The sequence below is a fragment of the Vibrio sp. CCB-PB317 genome, assembly GCF_022808245.1.
Lineage (GTDB): Bacteria > Pseudomonadota > Gammaproteobacteria > Enterobacterales > Vibrionaceae > Vibrio > Vibrio diabolicus.
The window spans coordinates 1,948,233-1,961,974 of the sequence record NZ_JALGNU010000001.1 but is presented as its reverse complement, the minus strand read 5'-3'; the positions used below and the strand labels follow the sequence as shown (position 1 = coordinate 1,961,974).

At 42.3% G+C, this 13,742-nt stretch carries 16 protein-coding genes; 9 read left to right on the top strand and 7 right to left on the bottom strand.

The genetic code is table 11. The annotated features are described in order from the left end of the window. The first annotated feature begins 448 nt into the window (after window positions 1-448). The 8 genes from MTR11_RS08975 to MTR11_RS08940 all read left to right on the top strand — a co-directional run bounded on the left by MTR11_RS08975 (window position 449) and on the right by MTR11_RS08940 (window position 5,171). Window positions 449-1,120, top strand: a complete 672-nt coding sequence (locus MTR11_RS08975) for an alanyl-tRNA editing protein (protein WP_243327337.1) — start codon at window positions 449-451, stop codon at window positions 1,118-1,120. Window positions 1,121-1,233: 113 nt separating this feature from the next. After that, entirely contained in the window at window positions 1,234-1,521 is a 288-nt protein-coding gene (locus tag MTR11_RS08970) for a putative quinol monooxygenase (protein ID WP_104971813.1), read from the top strand. A 136-nt stretch (window positions 1,522-1,657) separates the two neighbouring features. Then, the gene (locus tag MTR11_RS08965; protein WP_104971812.1) at window positions 1,658-1,954 is read left to right on the top strand and encodes an antibiotic biosynthesis monooxygenase family protein; all 297 of its coding nucleotides are present in this window, start codon (window positions 1,658-1,660) and stop codon (window positions 1,952-1,954) included. 92 nt (window positions 1,955-2,046) lie between these two features. Continuing rightward, window positions 2,047-2,652, top strand: a complete 606-nt coding sequence (locus MTR11_RS08960; RefSeq protein ID WP_104971811.1) for an SDR family oxidoreductase — start codon at window positions 2,047-2,049, stop codon at window positions 2,650-2,652. A gap of 97 nt (window positions 2,653-2,749) precedes the next feature. Then, on the top strand, window positions 2,750-3,103 hold the full coding sequence (locus MTR11_RS08955; RefSeq protein ID WP_104971810.1) for a DUF1428 domain-containing protein: 354 nt from the start codon (window positions 2,750-2,752) through the stop codon (window positions 3,101-3,103). Between the two features lie 307 nt (window positions 3,104-3,410). Next, entirely contained in the window at window positions 3,411-4,037 is a 627-nt protein-coding gene (locus tag MTR11_RS08950) for a LysE family translocator (protein ID WP_150918836.1), read from the top strand. Between the two features lie 169 nt (window positions 4,038-4,206). Further along, window positions 4,207-4,671 carry a DUF2846 domain-containing protein gene (locus MTR11_RS08945; RefSeq protein WP_005397344.1) on the top strand — a complete coding sequence of 155 codons (465 nt, stop codon included), beginning with the start codon at window positions 4,207-4,209 and terminating at the stop codon, window positions 4,669-4,671. Between the two features lie 158 nt (window positions 4,672-4,829). Next, window positions 4,830-5,171 (top strand): hypothetical protein, encoded by a 342-nt coding sequence (locus tag MTR11_RS08940; RefSeq protein WP_243327336.1) that lies wholly within the window; start codon window positions 4,830-4,832, stop codon window positions 5,169-5,171. A gap of 46 nt (window positions 5,172-5,217) precedes the next feature. On the opposite strand, the gene MTR11_RS08935 is transcribed toward MTR11_RS08940, so the two are convergent. Genes MTR11_RS08935 through MTR11_RS08925 form a run of 3 tightly spaced genes read right to left on the bottom strand, consistent with a single transcriptional unit; the run spans window position 5,218 to window position 7,674 of the window. Further along, complete coding sequence (locus MTR11_RS08935; protein ID WP_243327335.1) at window positions 5,218-6,573, bottom strand: FUSC family protein; 1,356 nt, start codon at window positions 6,571-6,573, stop codon at window positions 5,218-5,220. 14 nt (window positions 6,574-6,587) lie between these two features. Further along, complete coding sequence (locus tag MTR11_RS08930) at window positions 6,588-7,451, bottom strand: HlyD family secretion protein (RefSeq protein ID WP_167426513.1); 864 nt, start codon at window positions 7,449-7,451, stop codon at window positions 6,588-6,590. Between the two features lie 10 nt (window positions 7,452-7,461). After that, entirely contained in the window at window positions 7,462-7,674 is a 213-nt protein-coding gene (locus MTR11_RS08925) for a DUF1656 domain-containing protein (protein ID WP_012841753.1), read from the bottom strand. Window positions 7,675-7,976: 302 nt separating this feature from the next. Here MTR11_RS08925 and MTR11_RS08920 point away from each other — a divergent pair, with 302 nt between their 5' ends. After that, entirely contained in the window at window positions 7,977-8,894 is a 918-nt protein-coding gene (locus MTR11_RS08920) for a LysR family transcriptional regulator (RefSeq protein ID WP_109170209.1), read from the top strand. A 218-nt stretch (window positions 8,895-9,112) separates the two neighbouring features. Here the strand turns inward: MTR11_RS08920 and MTR11_RS08915 are convergent, their stop codons facing one another. The 4 genes from MTR11_RS08915 to MTR11_RS08900 all read right to left on the bottom strand — a co-directional run bounded on the left by MTR11_RS08915 (window position 9,113) and on the right by MTR11_RS08900 (window position 13,733). Further along, window positions 9,113-10,105, bottom strand: a complete 993-nt coding sequence (locus MTR11_RS08915) for a DUF2955 domain-containing protein (protein ID WP_243327334.1) — start codon at window positions 10,103-10,105, stop codon at window positions 9,113-9,115. Beyond that, entirely contained in the window at window positions 10,095-11,159 is a 1,065-nt protein-coding gene (locus MTR11_RS08910) for an HlyD family secretion protein (RefSeq protein ID WP_046875202.1), read from the bottom strand. Before MTR11_RS08910 ends, MTR11_RS08915 begins: the two co-directional genes overlap by 11 nt. A 259-nt stretch (window positions 11,160-11,418) precedes the next feature. After that, window positions 11,419-12,570 (bottom strand): ABC transporter permease, encoded by a 1,152-nt coding sequence (locus MTR11_RS08905; RefSeq protein WP_243327333.1) that lies wholly within the window; start codon window positions 12,568-12,570, stop codon window positions 11,419-11,421. Beyond that, complete coding sequence (locus tag MTR11_RS08900) at window positions 12,567-13,733, bottom strand: ABC transporter permease (RefSeq protein ID WP_243327332.1); 1,167 nt, start codon at window positions 13,731-13,733, stop codon at window positions 12,567-12,569. Before MTR11_RS08900 ends, MTR11_RS08905 begins: the two co-directional genes overlap by 4 nt. Between the last annotated feature and the right edge of the window lie 9 nt (window positions 13,734-13,742).

Sequence of the window (13,742 nt, the reverse complement as noted above, 5' to 3'; positions counted from 1 at the left end):
TTGTTTAAGAAATTGACAGCGCTGGGGGCTTGGGTTCAAGTCGGGCTTTGTTTTCAGGGTGGGACAGCTTCGCTTAGGTGGTGGCGTTGCTCACACCTAAATTCGGTGTTAGGCAATCAGAATCAGTACGTAATTATGAATAAAGAGCATTCCGAAGCTTTCATTTTGGAGATTGATAAGGTTTTAGCTCCGAGCGGTTTCAAGTTTATCAAATCTAGACGAGTATGGCAGCGCTGGGAAGTGAATGGAGTCGTATCAGATTCCGCAATTTATGGGTTGTTAGCTAAACCTCTGGATAGCGCTTAATATCCAGCCTTAAAAGCATCTAATAGATATAGCCTGTCAGCGCTCTATACGTAGCCTTACACTTGATGTTGAGGTTTCTCGGATTGACTTGGTAGACACTGAATGTACTATCAAGGATAGGACTTACTGCAAGGATAGCAGCATGAGCGAGAAATTATTCTGGGTTAATCCCTACCAAACAGAACTTAACTCAAGAGTGACCAATGTAGACGGAAATAAGGTTGAATTGGATCAGACTATCTTCTTTGCGGAGTCTGGAGGTCAAGAGAGTGATAAAGGAACGATTAATGGTATTCCGGTTTTGATTGCTCAAAAGTTAGGTGTTCGACTTATTTACACATTGGAATCCTCTCCAAATTTTACTCTTGGTGACATTGTAACTACGAATATTGATTGGAAGCGTAGATACGCCTTAATGAAGCTACACTTTGCGGCTGAAGTGGTGCTCGAGATGTTTTATCAGCGTCGGGAACGCATTGTTAAGATAGGCGCGCATATTTCTGAAAATAAGAGTCGCATAGATTTCGAGTGGTCAGAAAATATTGGCCCGCTATTGAAAGAAATTGAAACTGATGTGCAAGATTTGATTAACTCTGATTCAGTTATTGTTAGTGACTTTTCCGATCAAGAGACTGAAAGAAGGTATTGGAGAGTGGATGGGTTTGCGCAAGTACCTTGCGGTGGCACTCATTTAAAGCGCACATCAGAAGTCGGCCAAATTCAATTAAAACGCAAGAACATCGGTAAAGGCAAAGAAAGGGTTGAGATAACCTTATGCTCGCAAGTCGATAGGGCATTAGAAATAGATTCCTAACACGTGGCATTTTAGTTCATGGTGAGATTCACATTTGCGATATGATGATTGAGATTGAGGGCGTGTTGGCTACTTCTTAACGAAACGCTACACGATAGGAGCGGGAGGATGATATGTCGAAGGTAGCATTGAAAGGCTTTATTTTAGTTCCGGAGAAGGATTTAGAGTTAGTAAAACATGAGTTAATAACTCACAAAAGGCTCACGCTAGAAGAGCCGGGCTGCCTTACTTTTCTTGTGACTCAAAGCCCGACTAATCCTTTTCGTTTTGATGTCTATGAGGAGTTCGTCGACAAAGCCTCTTTTAAACAACATCAGGAAAGAGTTCAAGCCTCACATTGGGGAAAAGTAACAGCCAATGTTAAACGTCAATACGAAATCTTTGAATGTGTGCATGACTAATCGCCTCTGAGTGATTTAGAGCGTTTACGCTTTGTTTTTCAGGTGATTCTTCTATGTTGCTTTATTCATCTATTAAGCTGGTTTAGGGAGCTTGATATTTTGCCGTATTAAATCTAGAAACTTTACTGGAAGTGTTATGTTTAGAGTTGTGTATGAATGGCGTGTGCCAAGTGAAAAAATGGATGAGTTTCAAAATATATGGCGTTCAACGACAGATTCAATTCATCAGTCAGTAGATGGGGCGTTTGGTAGTTTTATGCTTCGTTCTTATGATGTACCAGAAAAGGTTTTAACTATTGCCAAGTGGCGAACACGTGAAGACTGGGAGCGGTTTTGGGAAACTAGTAACCCAGAAAAAATGAAGAAGATGAGTGAAATTGCAGAGCGTATTTCAGTTGAACCATTCGATGAAATTGAAGATAGAACTAAGTAGGGTCAGAGACAAACAATAGAAACGTTAAAGTGATGCCTAATGCACAGTTTGGCGGACAATATGAAAGACAACCTTAACCAAGGAATAGGGTTATGCAGATTTTAATTGTTGGAGGTAGCAAGGGTCTAGGAAGGTTCTTGGCTACGAACTTACAGGGTACAGAAACTTATACTATTTCTAGATCAAAGCTAGTTGAGGATGGAGTAGCTTCTGTTCGTATTGATGTTAGTCCGGAGAAAAAACCAGATTACACGTGCTTCAAAGGTGTAAAGTTTGACATCATAGTTTATTTGGCGTCGATGTGGGGAGAGTCTTCAAAATTGACAACAAACGAACTGATTGAGTTTATGCATGTTGGCCCGATTGGGTATCTTAATTTAGTCAATGAGCTTAACGCTTTAGGTTCACTTAACGATAAATGCAATATTGTATCTATTGGCTCTACAGCAGAGCTTTCAGAAAGTAGTGAATACCCTGCATTCGCCCTCAGTAAAAGATTACTCAAAGATATTTCTAGCCAGCTGCAAAACGTTTATCGTGATTACCGCTTTACTCACTTTACAATAGGTGGGATCGGGCATGCTGAAGAGGAACGTATTGAGTATTCGAGTGTTTTGGAGATTATAAATATGCTAACCAAGCTTGATCCAAACACATACCTTTCAAATATGCATATAAAGTCCAAGCTAGGAATGTAGCTCTCAAGCTGTATTACGTACCTGCTTCTATGGTTTGGCATCATGTGCACTCTTTTTATTGAGCTATGGTTATAACTCTAATGAAAGGAGTTTACTTATGTCATACATTGATGGGTTTGTCGCTGCAGTACCGACAGCGAATAAAGAAAAGTATATCGCACACGCAAAAATTGCAGCAGAAATGTTTAGGGAGTTTGGGGCCTTAAAGGTTATTGAGACGTGGGGAAGTGAAGTACCAGACGGTGAGAGCACATCATTTCCCATGGCAGTTAAAGCTGAAAGCAACGAAACCGTTGTGTTTTCATGGGTAGTCTGGCCTTCAAAAGAAGTTCGAGACTCAGGGTGGCAGCGGATCATTGGGGATCCTCGAATGAGTCCTGAGAATAACCCAATGCCCTTTGATGGAAAGCGTCTCATTTATGGTGGATTTGATGTTATTTTGGAGCAGTAAAATACCAGAGAGCCCCAGCTTGATTCGTGACACTTGGCGCGTTAATCAGGATTACGCTTCTGATGTCGATTAAATAGGGCATTCCGCGATAAGCGTTGATAAAACTCCATGTGGAGGCTTAGAGTAAAAATGGAAGGGATAAATTATTCACTGATTGTCGTATCAGCTATAGCTAGCCCCGGGCCTGCGATGGCAGGCACGTTAATGAACTACGGTCAACGCCTTGATAACCAACGGAAACCTAGACGTTGCATTACTTATAGTTCGATGAGATGTTATCCCGCAAGACGTTAATTTGGAGAAAAGAATGGATTCAAACTCACTATTATTATTTGTTGTCGCTTGTCTCGCTATCAACATGATTCCTGGACCTGATGTAATTTATATTGTTTCCAATACAATGAAAGGTAAATTATCTGCTGGGCTGAAAGCGGCTCTGGGGCTTGGTGTTGGTTACTTTTTTCATACACTAGCGGCATGTTTAGGTTTGTCAGCAATAATTCTGAGTTCATCTTTGGCTTTTAGCGTTGTTAAATGGTTAGGGGCTGCTTACCTAGTTTATTTAGGTGTTCAGTCGTTACTGTCCATGTGGCGTGGAGAAAGTAAAATCGTTGAAAACAAAAATGTTGATAATAATAAAAATGTGTTTGTTCAGGGGGTTATTGTCAGCGTGTTGAATCCAAAAGTAGCGTTATTCTTCCTCTCGTTTCTGCCTCAATTTATTGATACGTCTGCAAGCTCAACATCAATGCAATTATTAGTACTTGGCTTGCTGTTCAGCGCACTTGCGACGACATGTAACGTTTTGTACGCATCTGTGGGGAATTGGGTATTTAGTCGTTCACACTCTCAGCGTTACTCTAGAACTCTTGAAGGTGTTTCGGGTATTCTGCTTATCAGTCTAGCGAGTAAAGTGGCATTTAGTGATCGTTAGATACAGGGCATTTTATTCTCGTGATTTTTATATGGCTAATGTTTGCTCAACCTATACGTAAAATGAGTGCTATTGCATAGGTTGAATCACAAATTTCATAAATACCAATAAGTGAACGTATTTATTTATAGTATGGTTGGCGCGATTTTATCGTAGCTAGGTTAATAACATGAAAAATAAAGTAATTCTGTGTTCCGCATTCCTTTTGGGTTTGTCAGGTTGTGCTTCTGTTCCTACTGTTGATTCGACAGTATCAAATCAAATGAAATCATTTGAAGCACCTCAAAAGGGGAACGCAGGGATTTACATTTATCGAGAAGATGCTTTTGTCGGAGCAGCGCTTAAAAAGTATGTTTACGTCGATGGGGAATGTATTGGTGAAACAGCTCCTGGTGTATTCTTCTACCATGAGGTCGAAGGCAATAAAGAACATCAAGTAAGTACAGAGTCTGAGTTTTCTGAAAATCACTTAACTATCTTAACGGAAGAGGGCCGTAATTATTTCGTTAATCAATACATTAAAATGGGTGTATTTGTTGGTGGTGCGGGCGTAGAACTCGTGGACGAAAGCAAAGGTAAAGCAGAAGTACTAAAAGTAGACATGGCAGAAAAAGGAAACTGTCCTTCGATCTAGTTTAACTGACTGATTTTACATTTAAAAGTACTTAAAAAAACACAACCCAGCGCTTGACATGAAAAGTTCAACGTTGGGTTGCGTTTTTATGGCCAACAGCTTTTACTTGGTGTTGTTATTGGTAATACATAAGCGTAAATCAGCAACAAGGATGTGTAATGAAAAATAAGATGTGGATCTTCGCAATTATCTTACTCATTGGTGGGCCTTCACTATTGCCATTTAGTCTGGAAGTTATTTCTCTCATCGAGTTATTTGGGCTGTTAGGGTTGTGGACGGTTTATTCATCCTATGCTGAGTATTTGATCAAGCATCCTCGGCTCAAAAGAGGCGCATCTTTAGCTACATGTTGGGATCTTCAACCTCAAATATTATTCTCATTTCGTGATATTAAAGTATTCCCACTGCTGATATTTCATATGTTTCCTGTTCAAAGTGTGTTGGTTTGGTCTTTAATTTTTACCTTTTCGGGCGGTGTTATTTGCCATTATGTAATTTGATCTAACCATTGTTCAAAGCATTTCCTTATTAAGTTTAATTACTTGTTTAAGCGGTTACGCGGGGATGAAACAGGTCATTAAATAACTTGGCGATCATCAAAATGAGCATGATGTTTACCAGCATGAGTAAAGGTGTTTCGATACGATACTCCGGGGTCAAGTTAAGTGCGCCTGAGGTTAATACCACCAATAAATTGACGCCTAAGACTCTATGGATCATCAGCTGTGGTGTAGAAAATACCTCCCAAATCAAAATAATATTGATGAAATAAAATAACCCTAGTTGCCATAGCTCAGTCATCATGGGCATCAAGAAGATGTATTGCAGCAGTATCACTGAACCTGTTCCCAAAACGCCAAAGAAGGCATCTTTAACAACGCTAGGAGGCATTGTAGGTACTATTGATGAAAAGACACCGGCCAACATAGGGAAGATAAACCCACCTGGTACAGGGAGATAAATCCAAACCAATAACGAGGTGATAAACATCGATAGGCCTTGCAAAACCTTTCTGCGGTCTTCTTTCAAGTGCTGTATGAAAGTCCGGTGTTCACGATGCCAAGATGTTTTCTGTTTCACTTGTTCTGTCAATAAGGTACGACCAATTAGATGCGTGGTTGGCTGAGCGATATTAAGTAGCGTCAGGTTTTGAGCCACAGGTTTCCAGTCAATATCATCACAGTGGGGCTTTTCCACTTGTTCAAGTAATCGTTCTTGAATACGTTTCATCTCTTCGAGGCGCTGATGCCACAGCTTTCGATGTTCTTTGAGGTGGTAACTGCCCGTGAGCGGTAATCCCAGTAGTTGGCACATCTTCTCAATGTTTGCTGTGTTGGTTTCAAGGGCATCAATATCAATGTCATTTGGTTTGTCTATAGCTTTAAGCAACACCTCACGGCTGCTCTCAAAGCGTTGAATGAAATTCTCTTCAGTATTCACTGGCCAAACCAAACGATAAACAACGGAGAAGGTAATGATGCCAAGAATAGTTTCCTGCATTCGAAGTACTGCGCAATGGAATGTCACCTGACTATCAAACCCTCCCATACAAGCGATGATAGAGCACACCGCAAAGCCTATGGAGAACACATAACCGTACTTTTCGTCGCTCGACATGAAAATGCATACACCTAAAAATAGGGTAAAAAAAGTCAGGAACAAGAAGCGATCTTGAGAAAATGCTGTGATGAGGAAAAAGGCATAGCCAATGCCCAGTAGGGTTCCCACTAGGCGGTTATGACCTTTGTTTATCGAGTGAGCGAAGCTTTCATTTAATGCCATTACCGCGACGGCGATCGCTGCCCAATAGGGTTTCTCCCATTGAAACCATAAGGCGAGGCAGATTGCGATAACGATAGACAGCGCAGCTTTAATTGCTTCTTTGGTTGAGGCATTAAACATACATTTCACCGCACTTATTGTTTGATTATTTTGATGGATGCCGTCATACCGACGCGTAGTTGAAAATCTTTTGGTAAGTTGTCTAATTTCACTTTAATTGGAATGCGTTGAGCTAAGCGTATCCACTGAAAATTAGGATTCACATTAGGCAGAAGGTTGTTACCTGTACTACCGTCTTGCTTCGCGATGCCATAACCAATGCTCTTGATTTTACCTTCCAGCACCATTTCGTCGTGCATCATTAAGGTCACGTATGCTTTATCTCGTGGATCAACACCAACTAAATCCGTTTCTTTGAAATAGCCTTCGATCCAAAAGCTGTCTTCATCAATTAATGCTACAACTGGTGAGTTTGCGACAACTTGGGAGCCGGTGCGCAGATTAAAATTAGTGATGTAACCATTTGTTGGAGCGTACACCTTGGTGTAATCAAGGTTTAGCTTGGCTTCTTCAACATTGGCTTTCGCGAGTTCTACGTTGGCAACGGCTGTCTCCACCGCATTGTCTAGGTTATTCAATGTCAGTACAGGTACAGCGCCAGGTGTGCGCTTTTCTAACTTAAGTGCTCGCTGCTCTTCATTTTTGGCCTTTGCTAGTAATGCAATGGCTTGCTTTTGAGCTGCTAGCGCTTTGTGGTACGCCGCTTTATAAATGCTTGGGTCAATCTCAAACAGTAAGTCGCCCGCATTAACTTGGGAGTTGTCTTCAACATATACCTTGATGACTTGCCCGGTTACACGGGGCGTTATAGACACAATGTACGCGCTGACATGACCATCTCTAGTCCAAGGATTGTTTGAGTATGATTGGTAGTAACTGAAAATCACAGTGCCAGCGGAACACAGTAATAAAAATGTGATTAGATAACGTTTTATCACGGAATTTGCCTCAAAAGATGGTTATGAATCGACCAATAACGCCAGTAAAAATCACAATTAGGCTCAGCTCAGCAAGTGCTGGAAACGCAACGTATTTGTGTACCCCTAATTTTGTTGCAACGGTTCCAACCAAAATGGTGAGAATGTAAGCCAATGCAATAACCAGCAACAAGGGTGGGAAGTAAACTTCACCCCACACAAGCTCATGTGGCATTGAGTTCATAGTGCTTTTCTCTATTTATTTGATGAATGCAAAGATAAGAGAAATCCTACAAATGTAACAATCGCTTTTGTAGGATCAAATCCATCAATGTATTTTTTTAGAGAGTTCGTAATGAGTTACGTCTAATGTCGAACGTGCTTTAAGGGGAGTGTGAGTGCGATAAGTTTTCGCATTTACGTGCGGAATAACTACGTATCTAATGATGAAGATAAAAGCCTCGGGTCAACAGTCGCTCTTCCGAGCTAGCATTCTCAATAACTTGTGATAGTTTAGCCATGTAGCCCTAAGATATAAGAAAACCTATGAATTTTAGTCTTGAACAACTATTGGCATTCGTTGCTGTTTACGAGGAGCTTTCGTTTAGCAAGGCTGCTGTAAAATTGAATAAGCACAGAACAACCATCGGGCAGGTTATTACGAATTTAGAAGATTTACTTGCTGTGAGCTTGTTTAATCGGGTTGGCCGTTCCGTAGAACCCACTGAAGATGCTCGCCTTCTTTACCACTATGCAAAGCAAACAATTGAACAAGCCCGTACGTTCGACAAAGTTGCATTGAGCCTTGCTCATGGTGGCTTAGAGAGTGTCAGCATTGCCTATTCTAGTGCCATCCCACATCGTTTGCTGGTGTTACTTCGTGTTCAATTAGCGGCAGATTTTCCGATGATGCGAGTTAACTTTTTTGTTCGTAACCGTAACGAGATCAAAGAAGGTTTAGCGACTGGTGAGTACCAGTTCGGTATTGTCAATGTGCATGATAGCCGTGCAATACACAGTCTAGACTCGACGTTTTTAGGTCACTTCGAATTTGTTCCCTTTGTCCAGAAAGGTGGTGAACTGGCTTCTATGGCACCCGACCGAGTGTTAACTGCGTTGAGGAATAGCAAGCAATTTGTGTTGCGATCTTTCATTGAAGAAGGAATGGGTGAAAAAGTTATCGTCAGTTCGAATCATGAAGAAGTCGATCAGTTGGCTCTTGTTGTAAAAATGGTTGAAGCAGGGCTAGGGTGGGCAGTTCTTCCTAGAACGCTGGCTCATTCGGAATTTTCTAATAATGATATAGAGCCCGTTGAAGTCTGTGAATTACTAGAAGGCTTTAAGTTTGGTTTTGGCCTTTGGTGTCAACCCTCTAAGCAAATAGGGGATGTAAAAGACTCTATCATGAGGGTTGTTACGGCGTATCGGGAGAAGCTAATCCGCGATTTTAAAGCGACGCCATAACCGTATTCATCCAGACCACATTTATAAACAAGACTCAATTCGAGTCTTGTTTTTTACTTGAAAAATTCTTCTCTTCTGATTGGACGTTAATGTTTATTGGGAGGGAGTAATCTTCTGTATGTGATTATAAAATCGATGCTTTTTTACTTATTCAAGCTTCGTTCAATGAGAAAGCTCATATCGCTCAGCCGCTTTAGTTTAAGAAAGAGAGGCTGCAGTTATTTTACCTCTTGCTCTGATCTAAATAAATTGAGAACCAGTACCCCTAGAACTATAGCGATAGAAATAGAGACGAATCGAGTCATTTGAGCAGAAAATGATTCGATGCCCGTATTGTTAATAATCTGGTAAGTCAGCACAGTGAAGTTAGTAAAAAGCAATTGATAGATGGTTAAGTGTGTCTGTCGACGTATTGCAAAACACGCTAGTTGCAGGCCAAAAAAGATGGTAACGCCAAGTACAACGTAAGTAGGTGCACCTGTGGCTACTGCAAGCATGCATGGAATAGTAAACAAGATCCCTAGGCTTGTAGTGATAATTCGATACCGCCCAAAGGAATGACTGTCTTGATTAATTGGGTGCTTAATCATGCTGCCAAATGTTATTGCGATCAATAGCGTTTGAGAGCTTCCAGATGATATTAGCGCGTACAAAACAACACACAATGCGGTTGCTTTAAAGACGATAAGCCCGATATGTTCGTTTGCACCATCAAGAGTGGTTTGGTCTGGTTGTATATCTTTTTCGTCCCCAGGGAATAGCCAAAAGCTAATATATGTGGCAACCAACGCAACAATGAAACTAGTAAATAAGACCCATGGCAACCCCTCAAGCGACAACCCCATTTGTTGGCTTGTGACCACGATAATCAATACAACAATCAAAGTGAGTGTCGAAACGATGTCTTTGGGATCGCGATGACTTCGGTAATAACTCCAACAGAGAAGTGACCAAGTAAACAGTAAGAAGCCACTAGGAGAGCTCATGAGCGCTCCTGCTAAAGTTACGATGCCAAAGCTGAGAAGTGAGAGTATTACCAGCAATTTCAACATCATGTTGAACGGGGGTTTAGATGGCATCAGTGTTAGAAAAATCACAACGAATATTGGCGCGATAAAGGGAGTAGGTGCACCTGAATACTGTAAGTAAAACAGTAAAAGAATCGGAGTGAAAACCAATCTAATGATTGGGTTTGCTGAACTATGAAACATAAGTCCAGATACTCAACACTCTCATCCAGAAAGAGGCCAGCCACTCTCCAAAGGTGCTTTGCTCAGTTAAAAAAGCGACCGTTGCTTTCGAACCATAACGTACGTTTTCGGGAATATCTCCGCCTTCAAAAACAATATTTACAGGATAGCGCTGTGCGTTTAAGGAATTATTGTCTGCAACCAAAAAGCCAGTTGTCGGATCGACGTCGTTACTGCCACCAGTACCCCAACCAATGCTTTCTACTCGCCCTTCAAACACTCTGCCAGGTAAAGCATCCAACACAATCTTTGTTTTTTGTCCCGCACGAACATGCTCGAGTGAGTTTTCGCGAACAAGCGCTGATACCCACACGCCTCTCGGATCAATGAAAGTGACAAGAGGTGAGCCAGTCGTCGCTTTTTGCCCAACAGTGAGTTGTAAGTTAGAAACGATCCCCTTTGATGGAGCAATCACTTTCGTTCGTTGTAAGTCGAGTTGCGCTTTTTCTAGATTTGCTATAGCTGCGAGAATCTGGGGATTATCTTGCCCTTCGGGACCAAGATTATGCTTGGCTTGAGCTAAGGACGCTTCTGCTGCCTCTAATGTGGCTTGAGCTCGTGCTTTGGCTTCGATGGCGTTGTCTAGCTCAGATTTACTCAATACCCCTTTTGCGGCGAGCTCGGTTACGCGAGCTGCTTGTTCTCTTGCGTTGTCACGAGCTGCGAGTGATTCAATGACCTTAGCTTGTGCCACTTCAACAGCCGCTGTGTTGGCTCCAATGTTTTGGCCAGCAATGGCTAAGTTTGCTTCGGCTGAACGCAGATTAATTTGATAATCTCTTGGATCAATTTCGAAAAGCACATCACCAGCATTAACGACTTGATTATTACGAACATGGATTTCAGTTAGGTTCCCCGAAACCTCTGGAGTAATACGGACAAGATAAGAATGAATCCGAGCGGTGCCAGTGATTGGTGTTACTCGATCAGCCCACAAGCTATATAGCCAAACCACAAAAACGAGGCCAATAATAATAAAGCTTAACTTTCTGGAAGATGATTCCGCTTTAGACATCCAATTCTCTCTTGTTACAATACGTTAGGTAAGCAATGTTACAACATGTGACATAAACAATGCTTCCAAAAAATCAACTATTTGTCGATAAGGTCATGGGATCGTTCCGAAGGTGCCATTTAGAGAGGCTGAAGCATGCTAAACGAACTTTCCAATCACGTTGGCTAACGTCGCCAATAAAAAAGGGGCGATACTTCGCCCCTCAGATCGTCCATCAGGTTTTTGATTTGTGATTATATCTTTGAGCTGTAGAGAGAAATCAACTTAGACTTTCTGTTACAACTGGCTTGTTATTGCGCTTAGCAATCCAGTACGCAACGCTACCCCAAAGCACGGTGAGTACCCAAAGTGCCGTCCAATGTGGAGCGACTTGTTGCCAGGTTGCCCCCATTTGGTTTAGCGCTAAGAAAGCTTTGATCGCCCATGTACTTGGACTTAAATCTGCAATCCATAGTAGGGGAGCAGGAATGGCTTCAATCGGCCAAATAAAACCCGCCAAGAAAATGAGAGGCATAGAGCTCACGAGGACGACTAAGGTAACCAGTTCACGCCGAGGTAATAAGTAACCTAGCCAGAAGCCTAGTCCGCAACAACCTAAAAAGAACGGGAACAACATGGTAAGTAGTTCGCTCACATTGGCGATATGGTTTACGTTTAAACGTTCGAAGCTAAAACCAAAATAATAGGCGCCGAGTAAATAATAAATTGCCACAAATACTAACGTTCTCACAAGCAGCAGCGATCCCGTTGATACTTGAGACCAGTAGCCACGACCATGACGCTGTGTTCCCGTTTGTAATCCAACCGCCATGATCAACGTTTGTTGTAAAATCAGAACAAATACTGCTGGCACTACGTATTCGATGTAACCCATGGTTGGGTTGAACGTCGGTTTCATATTAAGCTTAATAGCAGAGTAATTATGGCTAGCCATACTCATGGGCACACCATCTATCACCATTTTACTGACTTTCACTTGGGCCCCTAATGTGCCTCCTGCTTGGGCCAATCCTTCTACCACGGTTCCGTACACGAGAAAATACGAGGCGTCCGCAGCGTAGGCCAGAGTCGGGCTTTTACCTAGCATTAGGTCTTTGTAAAAGTGTTCCGGTATGACTAAAAAACCGGTGATCTCTCGTTGTAAAAGTGCTTGCTTTGCATTAGCAATCGTATGAAGTCGAGTAACTACGTTGACTTGTGGGGTGGCATCAACCATACGTTCCAGCTTTAAACTCGTCTGACTACCATCTAAATTAACAATCGCGATTGGTTGTTCACGAGGCGTTTGTTGTGCATAAGGCAAAGGGTATAAAAACGAGTAAAATACGACACCACCAAACACGGTCAACGTAACGACTGGATTGGTTAGAACGGCCCTCAGCTCTGCTTTAATCAGTTGCCACAATGTCATACCGCCTCCTTCGCTTGGCGTGTTGATGAAGCTATTCGATGTTTACCCATCAAGGCTGCGGTAACGAGCAGGGGCACAACGTAGCCAATCATAGGCCATAGCGAGCTTAAAGATTGTGCGGCCGATGCCCCATAGCTTGCTTGACTCACTTGCACTTCAATGTAATGGGTAATCGGCAATAATGAACGCCATGCATAAGCGAGCGTGTTCATGTCAGAAACTGGGAATGTAATTCCCATGAACGCGAAGCTTGGAGCCGTAAACGCGCCAGCAAAACTCATCGCACGTGCAGGATCCATCGACAAGAAGAAGAACAACGCTCCCATAATGATACAGGCGATAACCGTCGCCAATTGTGCTAGTAGCATAACCACAAAATTGCCTTCCATTGGCCAATCAAGCACGGAATAAAACCAATACAAGAACAACGCACCTTGCGCCATAAAGACCGGAATGTACTGACTTAATAGGGAAGTGAGCCTGGCGTATGGCTTTTCGCCCAAAAACGCAAAGCCATTCTTTCCACCATAAATGCGAAAGTGCGCGGTAAGAATCAAAATAGTGCTTACTACAATACATATTTGCCAAATGGCTGGCACGATAGCCGTTACCAAAAATTGTGCGTAGTTATTGTTACGGTTAAATAATGCGGTTATTTGTGTCGATACGGGTACAGCCTGACCAGCCGCTGCTAACGTTGTGGTGTTACCCTTAGCTAAGTTGCTCATTACTTCAACCTGAGCGTCGAAATAGCCTTGTGCTTGCGCAACGGCAGAGTTGATCAGTTTCGCAACCAAAATGTACTGACTGTTGTAAAAGACAGAAAGTTGAGGTTGGCGGTGTTGGAGAATATCTTGGTCGAACTTAGATGGGATGACCGCGTAAGCGTAGATATCGCCTTCAATCATCGCATTTTTTGCTTCGCTTGCACTGGTGTAGTGATAATTAACAGCCATACTCGACGACGCATCCAAAGATTGAATGAGCTTTCGAGAAAGTTGGGAATGTTGCAGATCAACCACACCGATTGGCAGATCCCGGGCAATGCCCGCAGAGAACACTCCCCAAATCATCATCGCGAGCAAAATCGGTATCCAAGTAAGGCACGAAAGCAACCACTTATCTCGTCGTAAGATATGCCGCTGTGAAATCTTAATCGTCATAGCATTAAC